The 20,999-nt window shown below is 68.6% G+C and carries 21 protein-coding genes; 4 read left to right on the top strand and 17 right to left on the bottom strand.

Annotated features, from left to right (window positions below):
• Positions 1-30: 30 nt before the first annotated feature.
• The 9 genes from G531_RS0118975 to mftA all read right to left on the bottom strand — a co-directional run bounded on the left by G531_RS0118975 (position 31) and on the right by mftA (position 8,229).
• Entirely contained in the window at positions 31-933 is a 903-nt protein-coding gene (locus G531_RS0118975) for a hypothetical protein (protein WP_051215738.1), read from the bottom strand.
• Positions 930-1,772, bottom strand: coding sequence for a type II secretion system F family protein (locus G531_RS0118970; protein WP_026928435.1), 843 nt, complete (start codon positions 1,770-1,772; stop codon positions 930-932). Before G531_RS0118970 ends, G531_RS0118975 begins: the two co-directional genes overlap by 4 nt.
• Positions 1,769-3,250: a TadA family conjugal transfer-associated ATPase gene (locus G531_RS24055; RefSeq protein ID WP_051215737.1), complete on the bottom strand. Its 1,482-nt coding sequence runs from the start codon at positions 3,248-3,250 to the stop codon at positions 1,769-1,771. Before G531_RS24055 ends, G531_RS0118970 begins: the two co-directional genes overlap by 4 nt.
• On the bottom strand, positions 3,247-4,026 hold the full coding sequence (locus G531_RS24050; RefSeq protein WP_051215736.1) for a CpaE/TadZ family protein: 780 nt from the start codon (positions 4,024-4,026) through the stop codon (positions 3,247-3,249). Before G531_RS24050 ends, G531_RS24055 begins: the two co-directional genes overlap by 4 nt.
• Positions 4,023-4,808: an SAF domain-containing protein gene (locus G531_RS24975; protein ID WP_051215735.1), complete on the bottom strand. Its 786-nt coding sequence runs from the start codon at positions 4,806-4,808 to the stop codon at positions 4,023-4,025. Before G531_RS24975 ends, G531_RS24050 begins: the two co-directional genes overlap by 4 nt.
• Before the next feature lie 393 nt (positions 4,809-5,201).
• Positions 5,202-6,407 carry a pre-mycofactocin synthase MftD gene (gene mftD, locus G531_RS0118950; RefSeq protein WP_026928433.1) on the bottom strand — a complete coding sequence of 402 codons (1,206 nt, stop codon included), beginning with the start codon at positions 6,405-6,407 and terminating at the stop codon, positions 5,202-5,204.
• A gap of 101 nt (positions 6,408-6,508) precedes the next feature.
• On the bottom strand, positions 6,509-7,705 hold the full coding sequence (mftC, locus tag G531_RS0118945; RefSeq protein WP_051215734.1) for a mycofactocin radical SAM maturase: 1,197 nt from the start codon (positions 7,703-7,705) through the stop codon (positions 6,509-6,511).
• Between the two features lie 40 nt (positions 7,706-7,745).
• Complete coding sequence (gene mftB, locus G531_RS0118940) at positions 7,746-8,105, bottom strand: mycofactocin biosynthesis chaperone MftB (protein WP_217996375.1); 360 nt, start codon at positions 8,103-8,105, stop codon at positions 7,746-7,748.
• Positions 8,095-8,229 (bottom strand): mycofactocin precursor MftA, encoded by a 135-nt coding sequence (gene mftA / locus G531_RS25450; RefSeq protein WP_081684282.1) that lies wholly within the window; start codon positions 8,227-8,229, stop codon positions 8,095-8,097. The genes mftB and mftA overlap by 11 nt, the downstream gene beginning before the upstream one ends.
• A 130-nt stretch (positions 8,230-8,359) precedes the next feature.
• Here mftA and mftR point away from each other — a divergent pair, with 130 nt between their 5' ends.
• Positions 8,360-8,953 carry a mycofactocin system transcriptional regulator gene (mftR, locus tag G531_RS0118930; RefSeq protein WP_026928430.1) on the top strand — a complete coding sequence of 198 codons (594 nt, stop codon included), beginning with the start codon at positions 8,360-8,362 and terminating at the stop codon, positions 8,951-8,953.
• 23 nt (positions 8,954-8,976) lie between these two features.
• Here mftR and G531_RS0118925 read toward each other — a convergent pair whose 3' ends face one another.
• The 3 genes from G531_RS0118925 to G531_RS24970 all read right to left on the bottom strand — a co-directional run bounded on the left by G531_RS0118925 (position 8,977) and on the right by G531_RS24970 (position 10,873).
• Positions 8,977-9,729 (bottom strand): SDR family oxidoreductase, encoded by a 753-nt coding sequence (locus tag G531_RS0118925; RefSeq protein WP_026928429.1) that lies wholly within the window; start codon positions 9,727-9,729, stop codon positions 8,977-8,979.
• A gap of 37 nt (positions 9,730-9,766) precedes the next feature.
• On the bottom strand, positions 9,767-10,075 hold the full coding sequence (locus tag G531_RS26240) for a putative quinol monooxygenase (RefSeq protein WP_162143201.1): 309 nt from the start codon (positions 10,073-10,075) through the stop codon (positions 9,767-9,769).
• A 198-nt stretch (positions 10,076-10,273) separates the two neighbouring features.
• Complete coding sequence (locus G531_RS24970) at positions 10,274-10,873, bottom strand: TetR/AcrR family transcriptional regulator (RefSeq protein WP_026928427.1); 600 nt, start codon at positions 10,871-10,873, stop codon at positions 10,274-10,276.
• A gap of 99 nt (positions 10,874-10,972) precedes the next feature.
• Here G531_RS24970 and G531_RS0118910 point away from each other — a divergent pair, with 99 nt between their 5' ends.
• On the top strand, positions 10,973-11,269 hold the full coding sequence (locus tag G531_RS0118910) for a hypothetical protein (protein WP_060929992.1): 297 nt from the start codon (positions 10,973-10,975) through the stop codon (positions 11,267-11,269).
• A 36-nt stretch (positions 11,270-11,305) separates the two neighbouring features.
• Here G531_RS0118910 and G531_RS24040 read toward each other — a convergent pair whose 3' ends face one another.
• The 3 genes from G531_RS24040 to G531_RS0118895 all read right to left on the bottom strand — a co-directional run bounded on the left by G531_RS24040 (position 11,306) and on the right by G531_RS0118895 (position 16,472).
• A complete protein-coding gene (locus G531_RS24040) occupies positions 11,306-12,382 on the bottom strand; it encodes an amidohydrolase family protein (RefSeq protein WP_162143200.1) in 1,077 nt (358 codons plus the stop codon).
• A 148-nt stretch (positions 12,383-12,530) separates the two neighbouring features.
• Complete coding sequence (locus tag G531_RS0118900; protein WP_051215732.1) at positions 12,531-13,694, bottom strand: amidohydrolase family protein; 1,164 nt, start codon at positions 13,692-13,694, stop codon at positions 12,531-12,533.
• Positions 13,695-13,910: 216 nt separating this feature from the next.
• The gene (locus G531_RS0118895; protein ID WP_081684279.1) at positions 13,911-16,472 is read right to left on the bottom strand and encodes a CaiB/BaiF CoA transferase family protein; all 2,562 of its coding nucleotides are present in this window, start codon (positions 16,470-16,472) and stop codon (positions 13,911-13,913) included.
• 190 nt (positions 16,473-16,662) lie between these two features.
• Between G531_RS0118895 and G531_RS26235 the strand changes: the two genes are divergently transcribed.
• Positions 16,663-17,226 (top strand): cysteine hydrolase family protein, encoded by a 564-nt coding sequence (locus tag G531_RS26235; protein WP_026928423.1) that lies wholly within the window; start codon positions 16,663-16,665, stop codon positions 17,224-17,226.
• Positions 17,227-17,388: 162 nt separating this feature from the next.
• On the opposite strand, the gene G531_RS0118885 is transcribed toward G531_RS26235, so the two are convergent.
• Positions 17,389-17,913 (bottom strand): DoxX family protein, encoded by a 525-nt coding sequence (locus tag G531_RS0118885; RefSeq protein ID WP_026928422.1) that lies wholly within the window; start codon positions 17,911-17,913, stop codon positions 17,389-17,391.
• Positions 17,914-17,958: 45 nt separating this feature from the next.
• Positions 17,959-19,911: a flavin-containing monooxygenase gene (locus G531_RS0118880; RefSeq protein ID WP_081684278.1), complete on the bottom strand. Its 1,953-nt coding sequence runs from the start codon at positions 19,909-19,911 to the stop codon at positions 17,959-17,961.
• Between the two features lie 203 nt (positions 19,912-20,114).
• On the opposite strand from G531_RS0118880, the gene G531_RS0118875 reads away from it, so the two are divergent.
• Positions 20,115-20,981 (top strand): mycofactocin-coupled SDR family oxidoreductase, encoded by an 867-nt coding sequence (locus G531_RS0118875; protein ID WP_026928420.1) that lies wholly within the window; start codon positions 20,115-20,117, stop codon positions 20,979-20,981.
• Positions 20,982-20,999: the final 18 nt, after the last annotated feature.

Below are 20,999 nucleotides of genomic sequence, written 5' to 3'. Positions count from 1 at the left end.
GAAAACGGAGTTGTCCACAGGGCAGTTCGATCAGATTCCGATCAGGGTGAGCAGGGGCGGGATCAGGAAGATCAGACCGAAGATCATTGCCGGCAGGGCCATCCACAGCGTCATCCGCTCCGACACGTTGTGGGCGGCGACCTTGACCTCGGCCAGGTGGGCGTCGCGCAGTTCCCGGACCCGGGCCCGCAGTGGCTCCGACAGGGCGGCCCCGGAGTCGTCCAGGGCCATCACGTCGGCCAGGTCCACCAGTTCCGGCAACCGCAACCGCCGGCCGAGCCGCCGCAGTTCGGCGTACGGGGCCTGCTGCTCCAGTCGGGCCCGGGCCAACGCACCCCGGATCGCGCGGAACAGCGGATTGTCCGACAGTTCCGCGGCCGAGTGCAGCGCCTGGGTGCCGGAACGGTTCGCCATCCGCTCCAGAATCACCAGGTCGAAGTAGGTGAACAGGGCCTCGGCGGCGTCGGCGCGCGATTGCTCGGCCGAACGCAGCAACAACACGTCGGGGACGAAGTAGCCCGCGATCGCACAGACCAGCGACAGCAGTACCGGCAGCGCGAGATGCCCGCCGAGCAGGAGCACCACCGCGGTGCCGATGATCGAGGGGAACGCGGCGCCCAGGATCATCCAGATCAGCTTGTCGGCGTAGAACTCCGCCAACGGTTTCTGACGCAGTTCGAGCAGCCGGCGCTGGGCATCCAGCAACGGGACCGGCGTGTGTCGAAACAGCCACAGCCCGGCCCGTTCGCTGCCGGTGCGGGCCGGTCCGCCGAGGCCGGCGGGGTCCGGGATGCCATGCCCGTCCAGCAGATCCAGCGCATCGGCCAGTCGCGGGTGCTGGTGGCGCAGTCCGTACGCGATCGCGACACCCCCGAAGACGATCGCCATTCCGGTCAGGACGACCAGCCCCACCTGCAGCGGCTGCCCGGTCACGGGGTCCCTCGCAGGATCCGGTCCCGGCGGCGCGGCACCGCCAACCGGCGCAGCATCAGCAGCGACCCGGCGTACCCGGCGATCAACAGGGCGAGCAGCACCTGGCCGAACGGGGTGCGGTAGGGGTCGAAGTAGGCGCCGGAGGTGAGCAGCGCGGCGATCAGCACGACCGCGCTGATGCCGGTCACCTGGCGGACCACCACGCGCGGCTTGGCCCGTTCGGCCTCGATCTCGCGCAGCGCACGCAGTTGGTCCTGGATCGATTCGGCGATCGCGCCGAGGGTGCGGGTGGCGCCGGTCCCGCCGCGGTGGGCGGCCAGGGAGAGGGCGGCGATCACCGCGTCGGCATCGGGACTGTCGAGCCGGTCGGCGAACTCCTGCAGCGCGTCCCGGGTGCTCCAGCGATCGTTGAGTCGGCTGACCAGCAGGTTGACCGGTTCGCGGAGCAGTTCGGGGGCATTGCGCCGGGAGGTGCGGATCGCATCGGTCACCGAATGGCCGGTCACCATGGTCGCCGCGAGGGTCCGCACCCAGCGGTCCAGGGCTTCCAGCACCCGGATGTCCCGATTTTCCGGGTTGCCCAGCAGATAGGGCACCCCGATCACCGCGAGCGGCACCAGCAGCAGGGCCAGCACCCAGCCGGTCAGCGCAAAAACCACGAAGCCGAGGGCCAGACCGACCAGCAGGCGGAGGTTGCGGCGTCGGCGCGGAGTACCGGGTGCGCCGAGACTCGGCCGGATCCGCCGGTGGGGGCGGGTGGTCCCGCGTACGCCGAGGCCGATCCCGAGGATCCCGCCCAGCAGCAGGGCGCCGCTGAGCCCGGCCAGCGCGAGATTCATCGCGGGGCCTGCCGCGAGCGGCGGGCCTGCTGGTCCCAGGCGTCGGCGAAGGGCGCCAGTTCGGCGAGCAGGTCTGCCTCGGGGAAGAAGCCGGCCGGCTGATGCGGGCCGGGTTCGGCGGCGTACACCAGATGGGTCGAGGGCCGGCCGCCCTCGATCGCGCCGGTGACCCGGCGTACCTCCGCGACGAAGCGGCGGCGCGGACCGCCACGCCAGGTGTCATCGATCAGCGTGACGTGGATAAAAAGGGAGATGTTGTGCGCGATCTGGCGGTACGCCTCCTCAACGCTGAGCACCCCACCCTGAGCGACCCGGGAGGCGAGCCGATCCATCGTGGAGACCGCGGAGTGGGAGTGCGTCGTGCTGATCGTTCCGGCGCCGGAGGACATCGCTTCGAACATGGCGCCGGCCTCGGCCCCGCGGACCTCACCGACGATCAGCCGGGAGAGGTTCTGCCGCAGCGCCTCCGGAATCAGGTCGGCGACGCTGTATTCGCCCAGCGGGCGGCCGTCGACGCGTTCCCCGAGGCCGGTCTTGGCCTGCAGCGCGACGATGTTGCGCCGGTTCGGCTGCAGGTGCGTCAACAGTTCGTAGTCGGTCTCCAGCGTGCCGAACCGCTCGTGATCGGGGATTGCGGCGATCAGGGCGCGCAGCAGCGTGGTCTTGCCCGCCCCCTGGTCCCCGGAGATCACCATCGACTTGCGGGCCAGCACCGCCGCGTGCAGCAGCCGGCCGACCCGTTCGGGCATCATCGCGCTCCGGACCAGGTCGGGCAGGGTGATCTCGGTGCGGGTGTGCTGACGGATCGTGATCGACGGTCGCCAGGACAGACCGAAGCCGATCGCGTGCAGCCGGAACCGATCGCCCAGCGCGAGGGTCATCGTGGGATGGGCGTCGTCGAAGGGCCGCGCCGGGCTGGCCTGTTCGCCGAGGAACCGGATCGCATCGACCAGTTCGGCATCGGAGTCGGCCACCGGTGGGTGGGTACGCCGGGTCCCGTCGGCGTACTGCACCAGCACCGAGTCGTAGCCGTGGATCTCGATGTTCTCGGCCTCGGGGATCTCGAACAGCGGCTGGAGTCGGCCGTAGCCGTAGATCGCGTCCTCCAGCGCCCGGGCGTACGCGGCCTCGGTCTGCGGCGACCAGACCTCGGTGCCGGAGTCGGCCAACTGTTCGGCCTGGCCGCGGACCACCGAGCGGACCACCGACTTCCCCAACAGGCGCCGGTCGGTCGCCCCGAGGGGTTGGTGGGCCTCGGCCTGCTCGGTGCGTTCGGCGATCTCGGTCGCCGCCCGACGGCGCATGCCCACCACCAGGGACCAGTCGAGGGCCTGCGGGGTGGGCGCCGCGCCGCGGATGAGCGTACGCAATTGCGGCGCCGGCGAGGACTGCGCGGGACCGGGCGGGCCCTGGATCGGGGTCGCGGCGGGGTCGGTGCCGAACAGGGCGACCGAGGTCAGCGGCGGCGTCGAGGTCATGCCGTCACCTCCGTGGCCCGCGGCGCCGGTACGCCGAACTCGGAGGCCAGCGCCGCGAAGGCCCGGGCCAGCTTCGAGCCACGCGTACGGCGGGTGGCCGGGGCACCATCGGACCACAGGGCGGCCGCCTCGGGATCCAGCGGCAGCGACCCGTGCACCGGGACCCGGAACCGATCGGCGATCTCCTTGGCCGGATAGGGGCGCCCCTCCCCCACCAGCAGCAGCCCGACCTCCCCGCGGGCCGAGACCTGCGCGGCGCGCTGGGTCAGCTGCGGCAGATACAGCCGGGTCCCGGCGAGGGCGCGCAGGGAGGTGTGGGTCAGCAGCAGGACCCGGTCGGCGCGAGCCAGCAGCGGCCCGGGCAGGCCGTCCCCGATCCGGCCGGCGTCGATGATGACGTCCAGCCCGGTTGCCTCGACCCGATCCAGCGCCTCGACCAGATCCGGCCAGACCGTCGCGAACAGCGCGGCGGCACCCGGCCCGGTGAACCCGGGCAGGAACAGCCGGCGGTGTGTACTCACCTCCAGTTCGGGCAGCGGCACGCAGCAGCGCAGCAGTTCGTGATCCAGGGTCCGCTGTTCCCGGTGGATCCGGGCGAGTTCGCCCAGGCCGGTGGCCCCGGAGGTCCCTTTGAGGTAGCCGGCGAGCACCGCCTGGGCCGGCGTCCGATCGGCATCGACCAGCAGCGCATCCCGGGGCCAGGCCAGGGTGAGCCCCAGCGCTGTGGTGGTCACTCCGGGCGCACCGGTGGCGGAGGTCAGCAGCAGGATGGTCATCGGCCGGCGTCCAGGTAGAGCGCGATCCGGTCGGTGGCGGCGAGTTCGGTGACGCGCTGCGCGGTGCGCGGGTCGACCTGGACATCCACCAGGGTGTGCAGTCCGTCGGCGGCCGGCTGCGGTGCTCCCGCGAGGGTGCCCGGCACCGGTGCCTTCGGCTCCCCGGCGTACTCGGGGGCGAGCACCTCGACCAGCAGCACCTTGGCGCCGGGTGCCAGCCCGGCCGCCGGGAGGCGTCCGGCGGCCAGCTTGAGACCGATGGTGGCGCGGCCGGCATCCAGCGCCGGGGTGCCGATCTGACCTTCGGTGAGCAGTGACCGGGCACTGAGATCGGTCGTGGCATGCTGACCGACCAGGTCGTGGACCCGGTCGGCAGAGACCGTGGACACCCCGGGCGCCGAGCCGACCGAGACCACGCCCAGATCGCCGACGCCGATCTGCTCGCCCCGCGCGATCGCCCGGTTCACCACGACCACCGAGTTCTGGGTGGTCGCCTCGGCGTACAGGAACGTGGCGCCGAGCCCGCCCAGGCACACCGCGAGGATGCCCGCCGCGATCCACTTCGGCTGCCGGCGCAGCCGCAGCGGACCGGTCTCGCCGGCTGCGGCGGTGGGCTCGCGCAGGGTGGTCCGGTCGGTGAGGAAGCGTTCGGCGGAGCTGGCCGGTCGACCGGCGGCGGGCGCGGTCGGGCTGCCGTTGCGTGCCCCACCGGAGCCGGAGGCGCGCGAGCTCGGCCGGATCGCGGTGCGGTTGACGCGGGGACGGTCGGGTCGGGGCGGCATGGTGCTCCTTCGCGTGGGGGCGTACGCGTGCCAGTCTGGCTGCCCGGAACCGCTGCGTTGCGGGTTATCCACAGCCGATTTTTGGGGTGGGCGCCGGCTGACGCAGCGACCGTAGCCGGGTGCCGGGGCCACCTGAAATTCCCTCAGTTGCCGGCCCGCTCCCCCTGGCCGACACCGTTTCCCCTTGTCGGAAGGCAGTGGTCAACTGCCCTCAAGATGGTGGGTGCCGGCCGTTCATCCGTCGGGTGCCGGGATGTCACCGGCTCGAGGCCGAATCGTGATCGGGGTGTCCCCCGAACAAGGGACAGCACGCCTCCCGGGACACCCGTACCGGGACGCAAAAGTCCGGGCCGGCACCGTGGTGCCCGCCCGGACGATGACCCGCTCGGCGGGTCAGCTGTACTGCGGAATCGACAGCCCCAACTGCTCACTGCTGCGGGTGAAGTTCGGCGGAATCACCAGATCGTCGGGGGTGAGGTCGTGCACGCTGGAGTGCCCCAGCCCGAGCAGCGCGGAATCGATGCCCCCGCGCAGGATGTCCAGGACGTTCTCCACGCCGGCCTGGCCATTGGCCGCCAACCCCCACAGGTACGCCCGGCCGATCAGGACCGCGCGCGCACCCAGAGCCAACGCCTTGACCACATCACTGCCGCGCCGGATCCCGCCATCGAGGAGCACCTCCAGGTCATTGCCGACCGCCTCGGCGATCCCGGGCAGCAGCCGGATGGTGGCCGGGATGCCGTCGAGGTTGTTACCGCCATGGTTGGAGACCGACAGGCCGGTGGCGCCGAGGTCGCGGACCCGCTTGGCGTCATCGATCCGGGAGATGCCCTTGACCAGGAACGGCCCGCCCCACTCCGCCCGCATCCAGGCGATGTCCTCCCAGCTGGGCGGCGGAGTCTGCATCCACTGACCGTAGGCGCCGAAGAAGGTGGGGGCCGGCTCGCCGTCGGCGGGCATGTTCGGGGTGGTCAGCGAGGGCAGTTCGCCACGCCGCCCGTAGGACCACAACCACTTCGGCCGGCGCAGCACCTCGGGGGCGAACTTGATCGCGGTCTTCAGGTTGATCGCGTCGGGGATCTCCGGGGAGCCCCAGTCCCGGCCCATCGAGAAGGTCCAGTCCAGCGTGACGATCAACGCGGCCGCGCCGGCCCGGCGGGCGCGTTCCATCCGCTTGGCCATATCGGACCGGTTGCCCAGCCAGTACATCTGGTAGAAGGTCAGCGGGTTGAGCGGGGCCACCTCCTCGATCGGCTTGGAGCCGAAGGCACCCAGGCCGACCGGGACCCCGCGGTTCGCCGCGGCGCGGGCCAGCGCCAGTTCGGCCTCCGGATGCACCGCCTGGACCCCCGTCGGGGACAGCAGCACCGGCATGCTGATCTGATGCCCCAGCACGGTGGTGCTCAGGTCCCGCTGGGCCGAGTTCCCGGCGATGTGCGGCAACATCCCGAGTTCGGCGAAGGCCTGGGTGTTGTCGGCGTACGTGCTGCCGCGGTCGGTCCCGGCCAGCAGGGCGGAGTACACCGACGGGGGCAGCTTGCGCTTGGCCCGGCGTTGGGCTTCGGCGACACTTTCGAACCAGGGGTTCTGTCCGAACATGGTTTCCTCTCAGTACGCGCACACGCGCGGATTTGAATCGGACGCGCTCACGCGCGCACTGGAATCGGATGCGCTCACGCGCGCACTGGAATCGGATGCGCTCACGCGCGGGGGTCGAAATCGGCCAGGGGATTGACCGCACAGTCCTTGACCGGCGGCGCGAGCCGCAGGGTCACCGGGACCGGCTTGGTGCGGTGGGAGTGGTCCTGGCTGGACGCCGGGGCGGTACGCTCCCCGGCCAGCGCGGCGGCACTGTTGCCGACGACGCACTCGGGGTCGGGACCGTCCATCGGCAGCCCGGTGAAGAACTTGGCGGCCATGCAGCCGCCGCGGCAGGAGTCGAAGAACTGGCAGCTGGCGCAGGCGCCCCCGGACTGGGGCGACCGGAGTTCGGCGAACAGCTCGCTGTTCTGCCAGACCGACTCGAATCCCCCGTCGCGAATGACGTTGCCGGCCAGGAACTCGTCATGGATCGCGAACGGGCAGGCGTACACGTCGCCGATCGGATCGATCAGGCAGACCACCCGGCCGGCGCCGCACAGGTTCAGCCCGGGCAGCGACTCGCCGAAGGCGGACAGGTGGAAGAAGGAGTCCCCGGTCAGCACCCGCTCGCCCTTGGCCAGCAGCCAGTCGTAGAGCTGGCGCTGCTGGTCGTGGGTGGGATGCAACTCGTCCCAGACGTCGGCGCCGCGACCGGAGGGACGCAGCCGGGTGATCCGCAGAGTGGCGCCGTGATCATCGGCGATCTTCTGGAATTCGTCGAGCTGATCCACGTTCTCCCGGGTCATCACCACCGAGATCTTGGCGTTGCGGAAGCCCTCGGCGGCCAGGTTGCCCAGCGCCTTCATCGCCATGTCGAAGGAGCCGGGCCCACGGACCCGGTCGTTGACTTCGGCGGTGGCCCCGTCCAGGGAGATCTGGATGTCGACGTAGTCGTTGCCGGCCAGCTGCCGGGCGCGCTCGCGGGTGATCCGCAGGCCGTTGGTGGAGAACTTCACGCCCACCTGATGGGCCACCGCGTAGTCGAGCAGGTGCCAGAAGTCCGGCCGAACCGTGGGTTCACCCCCGCCGATGTTGACGTAGAAGACTTTCATCCGCTGCAGTTCGTCGATGACGGCCTCGCACTGCTCGGTGGTCAGCTCGCGCGGGTCGCGGCGCCCGGAGGCGGACAGGCAGTGGACACAGGACAGATTGCAGGCGTACGTCAGTTCCCAGGTCAGGCAGATCGGCGCATTGAGGCCGAGCTCGAACTGGTCCACCAACGAGGCGGTGTAGGGTCGCTGCGGTGCGATGGTCACGGGGTGCTCCTCGATGAGCGCTGGGGGTTCTGCGCGCCGGTCAGGCGCGGGGGCGGATCATGTCGCCGGCGGCGAGCGTGCTGAGCGCCCTGGTGTAGATGGGGCGGTCCTCGGCCGGAACGGCCGCGGCGTCGAGCGCAGCGGCCACGTTCACGGCACCGGCCAATTCCTGGACCACGGTCAGCAATTCGGGGCGCTTCAGGAAGCTGAGCCGACGGTTGCCGAAGTGGTAGACCAGAGCGCCGAACGGTTCGGGGCGGATGGAGACGCTGGGGTGAAGTTCCCAGGCCTCATCCAGCCCCACGCGGCGGGGCTGCGGGGCGGGCCGCCCGGCCGGGGCCGAGGAGTGCGCGGACTCCCCGGCCCCGGTCGGCGGGGTGTGGTGGGTGTCAGTAGACACCGCACATCCCGTCGATCGAGACCTCTTCGACGAGGTCTTCGGCGATCGCCTCCGCGGGGGCGGCGGTCACGGATTCGGTCTCGATCACATCGGTGTCGATGGCTTCGGGGTTCTGGGGGTTCATGGGATCTCCCTTCGGTCGGCGTTGACTTGCGACCAACCATAACTGCACTCATGGAATAAATGGAAGGGGTCGAGCTGCCGATCTTTCCCGATGTGCTCCGAACTGCTGGCCGCGGCGTACACTGCGCGGGGTGTGCCCCGCTCGACGTTCTCCGGCCGGTCGCCCCGAGGCGACCTCCCATGCCGAGATCGAGCAGGCGGCTTTTCGCCTGTTCGCGGAGAAGGGCTTCGAGGGCACGACCCTCGATGACATCGCGGCCGCGGTCGGCGTGAGCCGACGCACCCTGTTTCGTTACTACCCCTCGAAGAACGACATCCCCTGGGGCCAGTTCGATCACAGCCTGGCGGCGTTTCGCCAGTTGTTGCGGGATCTACCCCAGCAGTTGCCGGTGCACGAGGTCATTCACCGCGGGGTGCTCGCCTTCAACGAGTTCCCCGAGGACGCCGATCCGCCGCACCGCGAGCGGATGCGGCTGATCATCGAGACCCCGGCCCTGCAGGCCCACTCGGTGCTGCGCTACGCCGACTGGCGGGCGGTGATTGCCGACTATGTCGCCGAGCGCCTCGGCGTCGACCCGCGGGCGGCGGAGCCGGAGATCATCAGCCAGGCCTGGCTGGCGCTGGCCCTGTCGGCCCACACGTTGTGGCTGCGCAACCCGGGATCGAGTCTGCGCAGCCACCTGGCCGAGGCACCCGGAAGCCTGCTGGCCCACCTCGGCGGGTGAGCACAGCAGCCGGGCGAAGCGACCTACATGTAGGCGCCACCATTGATGTTCAGCGAGGTCCCGGTCATGTAGCCGGCATCGTCGGAGGCCAGGAAGGCAACCGCGGCGCCCACCTCCTCCGGCGTACCGAATCGTCGGGCCGGCACGGTCGCGGTCCAGCGCTCCAGGAGGTCGCCGCCCAGATTCATCGGGGACTGGACCAGCCCCGGAGCCACCGCGTTGACAGTGATGTGATGGGGCCCCAGCTCTCCGGCCAACTGGCGGGTCATCCCCATCAGGCCGGCCTTGCTGGCCGCATAGTCCGCCGAGGATGCCGCCGAGAAGGTCTGGCCGGTCCGGGAGGCGATGTTGATGATCCGCCCCCACTGCCGCTGCTTCATTCCGGCCGCGGCCCACTTCGCCAGCAGGAACGGCACGGTCAGATTCAGCCGCAGCACGGTCTCCCACTGGCCGACCTCGATGTCCTCAAAGGCGTAGGACTCATTGTCGGCGGTCCGCGGATGCATGCCCGCATTGTTGACCAGGATGTCGGTGTCGCTCGCCAACTGGTCCAACTGGGCGATGAGGTCCGCCGGATCGGTGGCCAGGGTCATCAGGTCCGCCACCAGGGCGGTCGCCTCGGCCCCGGATTCGGTGATGGCCTGCGCGGCCTGATGCACGGCCTCGGAACGATCCACGAGGACGACGCGGTGCCCTTCGGCTGCCAGCCGCTCGGCGATCTTCCGGCCGAGTCCGGCGGCAGCGCCGGTGACCAGGGCGGTTCGGGTGGTGCTCATGTGTTGTACTCCTCAGGGTCGCTGGACGAGGGCGGGTTCAGGCGTCCACGTGATCGAAGAAACGGACGCGGGGTTCGCCCTCCACGTACTGCAGAAAATCGGCCAGGTCCCCCTGCGCTTCCCGCCAGGCGAGGTAGGTGTCGTAGTGCTCCCGGGACGCCCAGGACTGAACCAAGGTGAAGGTCCGCCCGTCGGCCCGGTCCACGTACGCATCCAGCGTCCGATAGCCATCGAACTTCCGAGTATCGGGGAAGCGTTCGGTCAGCAGCCGTTTGACGGTCTCCACCGCATCGGGCTTCGCGGTGACCTCGAACAGGATGAAGGCTTCGGACTCGGCTTCGGGCATGGTTCTACTCCGTTCGGACGGTACGCGGGCTGCGCGCGGGTTGCCGACCCGCTCGGTCGGCTGCAGCAGCATCGGCGCTCCGTCGAAAGGGGAGAGAGCGCCTCCTTGCTGCTCACATACCAGACGGTACTGTACTGCCCGAAGAAGCGCAACCCTCCGCCCGATCCGCGGCTGATCACTCGGCCGAGCGAAGCCCATTCAGCCCTCGGCGGCCGCCCCGGCCCCCTGGGCCAACACCGGCACCCCATCGGTGGCCCGGTGCAGCTTGGCCAGCGCCCACTCCAGGTACTCGTCGTACATCACCCGCATGGCCTCCCGGTCGACCGGTACGTTCTGCTGCTCGGCAATGAGCAGCGCGATGCCGATCCGGCCCAGCGCATCGGCGTCACTGGGAGACACGCCCGCACCCTCGAGTGCCCGGGTGATGTTGGTACGCCGCCGGGCGTCGACCGCGGCCACCACCTTGTTGGTCTCCGGCGTGGTCCGCCCGTACGCGCGGATCTCACGTTCGGCCTCGTGGTTCATGGAGTTGATCGCGCGATCATGCACGGCATGCAGGACCTCTTCGGCGGTCAGCGCCCTCCAGTCGATGGTGATCGTCTCCACCAGTTCGGCCCAGTAGTTGAGCAGTTGCCGCATGAAGTCGCCGATCCCGCCACTGAAGTGGTAGTAGAACGATCCCCGGGTAACCTCGAGCGCCTCGCACATGCTGGCCAGGGTGACCGCCCCCAGGCCGCCCTTGGCCAGGAGATCCAGGGCAACCTCGAAGTAGTCCTCGCGGGAGAGTCTTTTCGCCATCACAACCGCCTTCAATGAAACGTCAGCGTGCGGCAAATTTCCTACCGCTTACATGACATACTACATGATTTTTTCTGCCCCAATCGGTAGCATGATCGTATGCGGATTGTTCTCGATCTCGATAGTGGTGAGATGGACCTGCTCCAGCCCACTGAGATGAAGTCACTGGACATCGAGGTGCGCCCGGCGGCGGCAAATGTGGCCGGGCGGGTGCGGGAACTCGGGCTGCCCCGGTTCGAGCAGCACGGCTGGATTCCGGTCTCCCTGCTGCAGCAGCTGGCCGGCGAGGCCCGCACCCCGGCCTGGGATGCCGAGCTGACCAAGATGGTCGCGTTCGCGAAGTCCCGGGGCTGGTACGACGAGGAACTCGACGCCGTCCGGGCCCACGTGAGTTGAGCCGGACCGGCGCCGCCGGGTGGCGGCGCCGACGGCTCAGTTGGGCTCCGCGCTCGCCGGCCCGGCGAGCAGGTCGGGATCGAGGCGATAGAAGTCCAGCGCCGTCCCCGACAGCACCGCGTCCTTCTCCGCGGGCGATCCCCCGGCGACACTCCGCTTGAGGGTGTTGAACAGGGCCTTCGGGGTGATGCCGACCTTTTCGATGGGCAGGTTGCTTTCCACCATGCACCGCTGGGGCCCGAACAGCTCGAGGCAGGTGTCGAGGTAGGGCGCCCAGGCCCGGTGCAGTTGCGTCGAGGTGGCCGGGCGTGGCGAGTTCAGGTAATCGAAGGCCGCCAACCGGATCATCATCCCGCCGAGTTTGACCCGCACGTTGGGGCAGCGCGCCAGTTCGGTCATGTGCGTACGCCAGATCCGGAACACCTCGTCCCGGTCGGTGTAGGGCCCGTAGCCGAGCGGGCTGCCACAGTGGCCCAACACGATCCCGCCCTCGGGGAAGGCCTGCGCCAGGTCGACCACATCGTGCAGTTGATGGAAGAACACCAGGGCATCCAGGGTCAGCCCCCGCGCGAACAGCTCCTGGGCCCCGCGCCGGAACTCGGCCGAGACATACCGCCCCGGCCCCTCGGAGGTACTCCAGTTGCCGACGCTGGGATCACTGTCATAGGCCGCAGGATCGCGGACGCCCCGGAATCGCCCACCGCCGATCGCGAGGTGCGCATCCAGGGCGGCGCCGGCGTCCGGGTGTGCCAGATCGACCTTTCCGACGATCGCGGCGCCGACCCGGGTCGGCCCGTACGCGCCACTCTCGGCGATCGCGGCGAGCCCGCTGACCGCCTCGGTCTCCCCCAGGGGACGCAGATACTCCGGCCCGCTCGGCCGGAAGAACGATCCGCACTCCACGTACACACTGGCGACCACCCGGTGGCCGCCGGCCAGGTCGTGGAGGTACTCCTCGAGCAGGTAGGTACCCGGCGGCGCGGTCGGACCGTAGAGGTGGTGCGCGGTGTCGATGATGGGCAGGTCCGGATCGAGGACCTCCTCCGGCTCCGCGGCGGCCAACCAGGCCGGATCGATACTTCGGGCGCGGCCGAAGGATGGTGTTGCGCTCATGGTTCTCCAGGAATCAGGGCCGCCCGACCTTGCGCGGGCTCCGAACGGTGTGGATACGACGGCACGCTCCCTGCCGGGGCGCGGGGCCTCGGCAGGGAGCGTGACGGTCACTGTGTGATCAGGATCCGGTTGACCAGGATCCGGTTGATCAGATCGGAATCCGGTACAGCTCCGCGGCATTCTCGCTCATGATCTTGCGGGTGATCTCCGGGCCCCAGGGCTCCAGCACCCGGATGCCGTGGTCCACCGGCGAGGGGTACAGGCAGGTGGGGTGCGGGTAGTCGCTCTCGAACAGCACGGAGTCGAAGCCGATCCGGTCCAGCTGGCGCATCGGGCCGGTCTCCTCGAACCAGAAGCACGAGTAGACGTTCTTCTGGAACTTCTCGGTCGGGCTGCTGATCTTGTCGCCACCATGTTCACGCCACTCCAGCAGCTGGTACTCCAGACGCTCCAGGACGTAGGGAATCCAGCCGATGCCACTTTCAACCGACACCCACTTGATCTTGGGGTACCGATCGATCAGGTCACTGGTCAGCAGGTTGGCCATGATCTTGGCGTTGTGCATCTCCAGCAGCGCGGCACCCACGACGTGGCGGCGGAAGCGGTCCTGGCCCTCCCAGGCACCCTTGAAGAAGGCGTCCATGCCGAACTCGCTGGCGCCGACGTGGAAGTTCACGACCTGGCCGGTGTCGGTGATGGCGTCCCACAGCGGGTTCCAGTAGGGATCGATCAGGGTCGGCAGCTTGCCGCTGGAGTGCGGCTCACTGGCCATGGCGATGCCGCGCAGGCCGAGGTCGGTGATCCGCTCGACCTCCTTGATCGCCGCCTCGAGATCCCAGAACGGCAGCAGCGCCATCGGGAAGATCCGCTCGCCGGACTCCTCCTGGAACTCGGCCATGGCGGTGTTGTAGACCTGTGCGATGAGCAGGCCCAGGTCCTGGTCCGGAATCTGGATCAGCTTGTTGGCGCCGAAGCCGGCGGTGTTCGGGTAGACGATCTGGGCGTGGAAGCCCCACTCGTCCATGTACTTCAGACGTTCCTTGACGTCGTACGCGCCGGGGTCCACCTCGTCCCACTGCATCCCGGCTTCGATGTTGAAGTCCCAGAACGACTGGCGCTGGCCGTCCTTGGTGATGATCGCCGCGGCACCGGCCGGGCGGGCGAAGATGTCGTCGCCGTTGTAGTACCAGGTGTCGCGACCGTTCTCGTCGCGGATCCGCCGCGGGACGCGGTCCTTGTCCTTGGCGGAGACGCGGGAGGTCCACAGATCACCGGGCTCGGTGATGTGGGTGTCCGCGTCGATGACCTTCATCCCGGCAAGTGGGCCAGATTTGAGTGCCTCAGGTACTGGCATGTCCAACTCCCTCGTTCGACTCTGTTGACGTTAGAAACATTAGCTTGCAGACTATTAGTCTGTCAATGGTTAGTCTTTCGCACTTCTGTCATGCTCCGAGTGACTTCGGTAACGAACCGCGGCCGGGCCCGCCGCGACAGCGACGGGCCCGGCCGGGCGCGGATCGGACCGGGGTCAGATGACGCCGTCCTCGCGGAACTGCTTGATCTGCCCGGTCGTGTAGCCAAGGATCTCGCCCAGGACGTACTCGTTGTCCTCGCCGTACCCGGGCGCGCCGCGATCGATCATTCCCCCGATGTGCGGCGGCGTGGCGCTCATCTTCACCGGCACCTCGGCGATCGGCCAGGTGCCGATCTTGGTGCCGGTCACCTCGGTCAGCCAGTTGAGTTCGGCCAGCTGCGGGTCGTTCTCCACCCGGTCCTCGGCGTTCTGGCACACCCCGGCGGCAACCCCGACCGCCTGCAGCGCATGCATCACCCGGAAGGCGTCCTGGGTGCGGGTCCAGGAGGTCACCTCCCGGTCCAGCGCGTCCTGATGCAGGAGCCGCTCGGACAAAGTGGCGAACCGTGGGTCGGCCAGCCAGTCGGGTCGCCCGGCAACCCGCGCCAGCGCCTCCCACTCGGAATCGGTGAAGCAGGCAATGGCCACCCACCGGTCCTCACCCACACAGCGGTACGCCCCGTGCGGCGCGGCGGGCTTGTACGGCGAGCGGTTGCCGTATCGGCGCCAGTCCCGACCGTTGGCGGAGAAGTCCAGGATCGAGGTGCCGGAGATGAAGATCCCGGTCTCCACCTGCGAAGCGTCCAGCCACTGGCCCTTGCCGGTCATGTCGCGCTGGTGGATCGCGGTCAGCATCGCAATGCCGAAGCTGTAGGCACCGATCCAGTCCAGGTAGGAGTATCCCCACCCGGCCGGCATGGCCGGTGACGGCAGACCGGACATCTCCGAAGTCCCCGCCAGGCCCGCCGCGATCGGCCCCACGGCCCGGAACTTCCCGTAGGTGCCGGCCGAACCCATCCCCGACTGCTGGGCGTAGATGATGTCGGGCTTGATCCGGCGCATCGCCTCGTAGCCCAGCCCCCACTTGTCCATCACACCCGGGGAGAAGCCCTCGGCGACAATGTCGGAGGTGGCCACCAACTGCCGGGCGATCTCCAGCCCCTGGGGATGACGGACGTTCAGCGACAGGCCCCGCTTGCCGGGATTCTTGTTGTTGAACTGCCCGCCCATGTCGGAGTCGGTGACGCCTTCCAGGGGCGCGGTCGCGCGTGCCCGGGCGGCGCGGCCACCGACCGGGGCCATCGCCCCCATCCGGGTGTCCGGGTGCGCGGCCCACTCGACCTTGATGCATTCCGCCCCCAGCGCGGACAGGAAGCGGGTCCCGCCGGCCGAGGCCAGGAACCAGGTGAAGTCCAGCACCCGGATCCCGTCCAGCACCATGGGCTTGCCGTGGACCGACTTGCGTCCGCCGTGCCAGGTCCGTTTCGGTGCCGGGGCCGGAACCGGCGCGGCCCGGAGCAGGTCGGCCACCTCGGCCCGATGTTCGTCCAGGTGCGGGGCCCGCCGGCCGATCTTCCACTCGTGCTCCGAGGAGACCCACTTGCTGGTCACGTAGGTGAAGGAGCGGCCGAGATCCTCGTGCTCGACCTCGCTGAAGGTCCGACGTTTCAACCAGTGCTCGTCGGTGATGTTCTCCTCCGGCTTGCGCAGCGGGACGCAGATCACGCCCGCTTCCTGCGCCTCCCGCCAGGGCAGCTCGTCGTAGGTGAACCGGCGCGCCCAGCGCTGGAACACCTCGAGGGTGTGATCGGCGAGTTCAGAGGTGCCACCACTGCCCGGGATCGGTCGGGAGGCCCCGGTGGCGGCCGGCGGCTCGTCGACCAGATCGGCCTCCATGCCGTACTTGCGGAGGAACTCGATCAGATTGTGCCGATCCCGGGCGCCGATCAGGATGGTGATGAACCAGCGGCCGTCCTTGGTGTGGGCCAGCTGAGTGCCATTGCTCAGGATCTCCATCGCGTGCGCGCAGGTCTGCCGATACAGCGGCACCCGGCGCATGACCCAGTTCATCAGGTCCAGCTCGGTGTTCTTCGACACCGCCTCGTGGACGGCACAGCTGACCAGCTGTCCGGTGCCGAACTGGTTGCGGTACACCAGCGCGGCCAGGGTCATCATCACCAACTGCTCACCGGCGATGTGGTACGCGTGCCACATCTGCGGGGCGATCGGCGCGACATCGTAATGCCCGTCCGGCTGCGGGGAATAGCCGGAGTTCATCATCGGCCCACCCAGTGCCAGGTGGACCAGGTCCGACCCCTTGTAGTCCACCCAGGGGCCCTTTTCCCCGAAGGGGGTCATGCGGGAATGGATCAGCCGGGGAAGTTTCTCCGCCAGGGCGTCCGGCTCCAGCCCGGTCCCGGCCAGCCGGCCCGGCGCGGTGGAGTCGAGGAAGATGTCGGCGTGCTCGAGCAGGGACAGCAACTGCTGCTGCCCTTCCGCGGTTTCGATGTCGATGACGACCGAGCGCTTGCCGCGATTGTAGTTCCAGAAGTAGAGCGAGTGCTCCGGATCGACCCGGTCGTGGTAGTACGGCCCGATGTTCCGCGTGGAGTTGCCGCTGGGCGGTTCGACCTTGATGACGTCGGCCCCGAGGCCGGCGAACACCAGTCCGCAGTACTCCGCCTGCTCATCGGCCAACTCGACGACGGTGACGCCGCTCAGGGGATGCGTTGCCATTTCACCTCACGAATTCGTGGCTGGCCCGGCCGCGATGCCTGGACGAGCCGACTGGTCTGAAGCCCCGGTCGGTGATGGGGGCGATACCTTTAGAAGGTTAGTCTTAGAACTAGTAGTCTGTCAACGATTGGGCTGTGCGCTACCGAGCCAACTATTGACCTCAACTGTCACATTCCGTACGGTACGGTCTGTGACTAATCATACTGCTCTCGTCATCGTTGACGTCCAGGCCAATGCCCTGGCCCACCTGGCCGATTCGGCCGGGGTCGTCGCGGCCCTGGGTACCGCCATTGCCGCTGCCCGCGAGGCCTCCGTCCCGGTGCTGTTCGTCGGGATGGCCTTCCGCCCGGAAGCTCCCGAGGTGAGCCCCCAGAACTCCGGCATCACCGCCTGGGCCGCCGACGGCGCCAATCGGATCGGTGATCCTGCGGTCGCCTTCCCGACCGAGCTGACCCCCGCGGCCGGAGATGTCGTGCTGACCAAGTCCCGCGGCAGCGCCTTCGAAGGCACGGATCTGGGGATCATCCTGCGCTCGCAGGGCATCACCGACCTGGTGATCGCCGGCACCATCACCGGTGGCGGGGTCACCTCCACCGTGCGCCAGGCCTCGGATCTGGACTACCGGCTCACCGTGCTGTCCGACGGCTGTGCCGACCCCGACGCGGATCTCCACCGGGCCCTGGTCGAGAAGCTGTTCCCCCGGCAGGCCGAGGTACTGACCACCGCGGAGTGGGCGGCCGGCCTCACCCGCTGACCTCCCCGCGGCGCACCCGCGTACGCCTCAAGCCACTGCTCCGCAGCGTTCCCCCCACGCTGCGGAGCAGTTTCTGTTCGCCCGGTACGCCGCCCCGGACACACCGACGGGGTGGTGCACAACGCGCACCACCCCGTCGGGCAACTCGGAACAGGTCTCCGGTCAGCCGGCCGCCGGCTGCTTCACCGGCCGCCAGAACAGGGCCAGCAGCGCGGCTCCCCCACCCAGTCCGCCGACCACGGCGATGCCCAGGCCCCACCAGCCGGGCGGCTGGAAGAGGTTCAGCAGGCCGTCCACCGACCACGCGCCGGCGCCGAGTCCGGAGATCGCCAGGCCCATCAGCACCAGGGTCAGGACGTACTCATACCCTTCGCCGGGCCGGAAGATGAAGAATCCGTTCTTCCGGTGATTGGTCACCAGGGCAACCGACATCGTGCCCACCACGGCGGCGGCAGCCAGCGGGGTCAGGAAACCGACAATGAGCAGGATCCCACCCCCCAACTCGGCGAGGCTGGCGACCCAGGCATGGAGCCGTCCCGGACGCATGCCCAGGCTCTCGAACCAGCGCGCGGTACCGCTCAGCCGGCCGCCACCGAAGAAGTGGTTGTAGCCGTGCGCCACGAACACGATGCCGATCCCGACCCGCAGCACCAGCAGGGCCAGATCGATCGCGGCTTGCTCAGCCATGACCGTCACCTCCGACCGTCCGCTTCCCCTGCTCCCGCAGCACACTCATCGGAAGTCGTAATCGTCGGGGTTGGCGTACCGGATCCAGTCGTAGTACTCGGCCGAATCCCACGGCAGGAAGGTCGAGGCCCGCCCGGAGTTGTCGATGAAGTAGCCACTGACGTGCTCGCCCTGGACCACCAACCGCTGGAACTCCTGATCCAGCCGGGTGTTGTACCGGTCGAAGACGTCCGCGCGGACCTCGAAGGACTTCGCGTCCCGTTCGATGACCAGGGCGATGACGTCGAGAACGTAGCGGGTCCAGAGTTCGGCCCAGGGGTGGTAGCCACCGAACATCGGCGCTCCGTTGGGGCCGTGGTAGGCGAACATGTTCGGGAACGACGGCATCACCAGGCCGAGGAAGGAGCGCGCTCCGTCCTTGGCCCACAGCTGATCGAAGGTCTTGCCGTCCCGGCCGTGGTAGGTGACCGGCCAGAACCAGCGATGCACATCGAAGCCGGTGGCCAGGATCAGCGCGTCCAGCGGGTGGACCTGACCATCCGCGGTTTCGATGCCCTCCGGCGTCATCCGCCGGATCGGCTCGGTGACCAGTTCGACATCATCGCGCAAAAGCGAGTCGTGCCAGCCGCTGTCGACCACATTGCGCCGGGAGTACGGCGGGTAGTCGGGGACCAGCTTCTCGACCAGGTCCGGCCGGTCGGCGAACTTCTTCTTGTAGTACGCGACCGCGGCATCGCGGATCTCGTCGTTGCGCCGGCTCACCGCACCACCGCGGGCCTGCCACACCCGGTCGTAGCTGGTTGCCTCGGTGTCCTGCCGCGACGACAGGAAGTACGAGCAGCAGACCCAGTTCCAGTAGAAGGGAATGTTGTCCAGCAGCCAGCGGGTCTCCTCCGGCAGCGGGGCGTTGTAGTTCTCCGAGGGCATGACCCATTGCGGGGTGCGCTGGAAGATCTCGAGCGAGGAACCGATCTCGGCCAGGTGCGGCACCAACTGGACGCCACTGGAGCCGTTGCCGATGATGCCGAGCCGTTTGCCGGCCAGATCAACGTCGTGGTCCCACTCGGCGGTGTGCATGATCGGCCCGTGGAAGTTTTCCATACCCTCGATCTCGGGCTTCTTGGGCGTACCGAAGAAGCTCCCGCCGTGGATCAGGAAGTTCGCCTCGAAGGTGCTCTTCTTACCGTCGTGCTCGATCAGCAGTTCCCACTTCTGCTTGTCCTGCGACCAGGCCGCATGCTCCACCTCGCTGTTGAGCTGGACGTGCGGGGTCACGCCCTGCTTGTTCGCGACGTACTTGAGGTACTCTTTGAGATCCGGCTGGGTGGGCTGGTGATCGGTCCACGGGTAGTTCTTCTCGAACCGGAACTGGTAGAGGAACACCGGGATGTCGCAGCGGGCCCGGGGATAGGTATTGGCCTCCCAGGTGCCCCCGAGGTCGGGATGCCGCTCGAAGATGGTGTACGGAACACCCGCCCGCTCGAGCATCGTTCCCACCACGATGCCGGTGATCCCGGCGCCGATGATGGCGACGTGCACCTTCTGCTTGGCCTCCGCCGGCAGGCCGCTGAGCCGCTCGGGCACGTCGCGGGGGAAGTCATCCAGGGCCAGTTCCTCCAGGGCCCAGTTGAACTGCACATCGCTGAGTTGTTCACCGACCAGTTCGTCGATCATCTGGCGGGCCTCGGCCTGCGTCGGCTCCGCGGGGGCCTGCAGCCCGGCGGCGTCGTCGGCGGCGCCGAACAGTTCGATGGCCCGGGCGCGCACCTTGGCGGCGTCCGCATCGGAAATCGCGTACTTGTAGGAGACCCCGTGGCGCACCGGTACCTTACTGACGGCCATCCCGAGGTATTCCGCATCATGGGTGTACTGGTAGAGCACCATCCGCAATGCATTGGGATCCGCCGCGGCGACGGCCCGCTCCATCGCTTCCCGCCAGCCCAATCCGGCCAGACCGCCTACGTCGGCTTTTGCGCCTACGTCCACACCTGTAGTCATGCTTGTATCCACCCTTTCAACACTCCGACCCACCCCTCCGTTGACGGTGAGTACCCGGACGGCCGGAGGCCATCACGTGCGACAATCCATACGGTACGGTACACTACGTTGTGTGCGCTAGGGCAGTGGCCGTAGCAATGATCCGCACAGGCCCTGCCTGCACCGATGCAACGGGGCATCAAAATCTTTCGAAGGAGCAAGTCATGGGACGACTCGACGGCAAGGTTGCACTCATCACCGGCGCCGCCCGCGGTCAGGGCCGCGCGCACGCGCTCACCCTGGCGCGGGAGGGCGCCGACATCGTCGCGGTCGATATCGCCAAGCAGATCGAGACCGTGCCCTACCCGATGGCCACCCCGGAGGATCTGCAGGAGACCGTCAAGCTGGTCAACGATCTGGACCGGCGGGCCCTGGCCGTCGAGGCCGATGTGCGCTCCGCCGAGGCCCTGGCCGCCGCCGTCGAGCGGGGGATCGCCGAACTCGGCCAGATCGACATCGTCTCCAGCAATGCCGGCATCTGGAGCCTGGGCGCCCTGCACGAAATCACCCCGGAGGCCTGGCAGGACAGCCTCGATGTGAACCTGACCGGGCACTGGAACATGATCCGGGCGGTCATCCCGCACATGATCGAGCGGGGCCGCGGCAGCATCATCCTGACCGCCTCGGTGAACGCGATCGAGCCGTGCTGGAACTACGCCCACTACAACGCCGCCAAGCACGGGGTGCTCGGCCTGATGAAGTCGGCGGCCCTGGAGTACGCGCCGAACAACATCCGGGTGAACGCGGTCTCCCCCGGCTTCATGAAGACCAAGATGAACGAGTTCCCCGGCGGCTTCGCCTTCTCCACCGGCCGCGATGACGCCACCCTGGAGGATCACGAGAAGGCCTCCTACGGCTACTACGCGCTCGCCGGCCGGGGTCGCCTGGCCCCCGAGGCGGTCAGCAACGCGGTGCTGTTCCTGGCTTCCGAGGAGGCCCGCGACATCACCGGCCAGAACATTCCGGTCGATGGCGGCCACCTGCTCATCCCCGGCTTCAACGGCAACCCGATCTACGACGAGCAGCCGTAATACCACCCGAACGGCCAC

Source organism: Granulicoccus phenolivorans DSM 17626 = NBRC 107789 = JCM 15570, from assembly GCF_000423085.1.
In the GTDB taxonomy this organism is placed as follows: domain Bacteria; phylum Actinomycetota; class Actinomycetes; order Propionibacteriales; family Propionibacteriaceae; genus Granulicoccus; species Granulicoccus phenolivorans.
The sequence above is the reverse complement of the archived record's forward strand: the minus strand, read 5'-3'. Positions and strand labels throughout refer to the sequence as shown.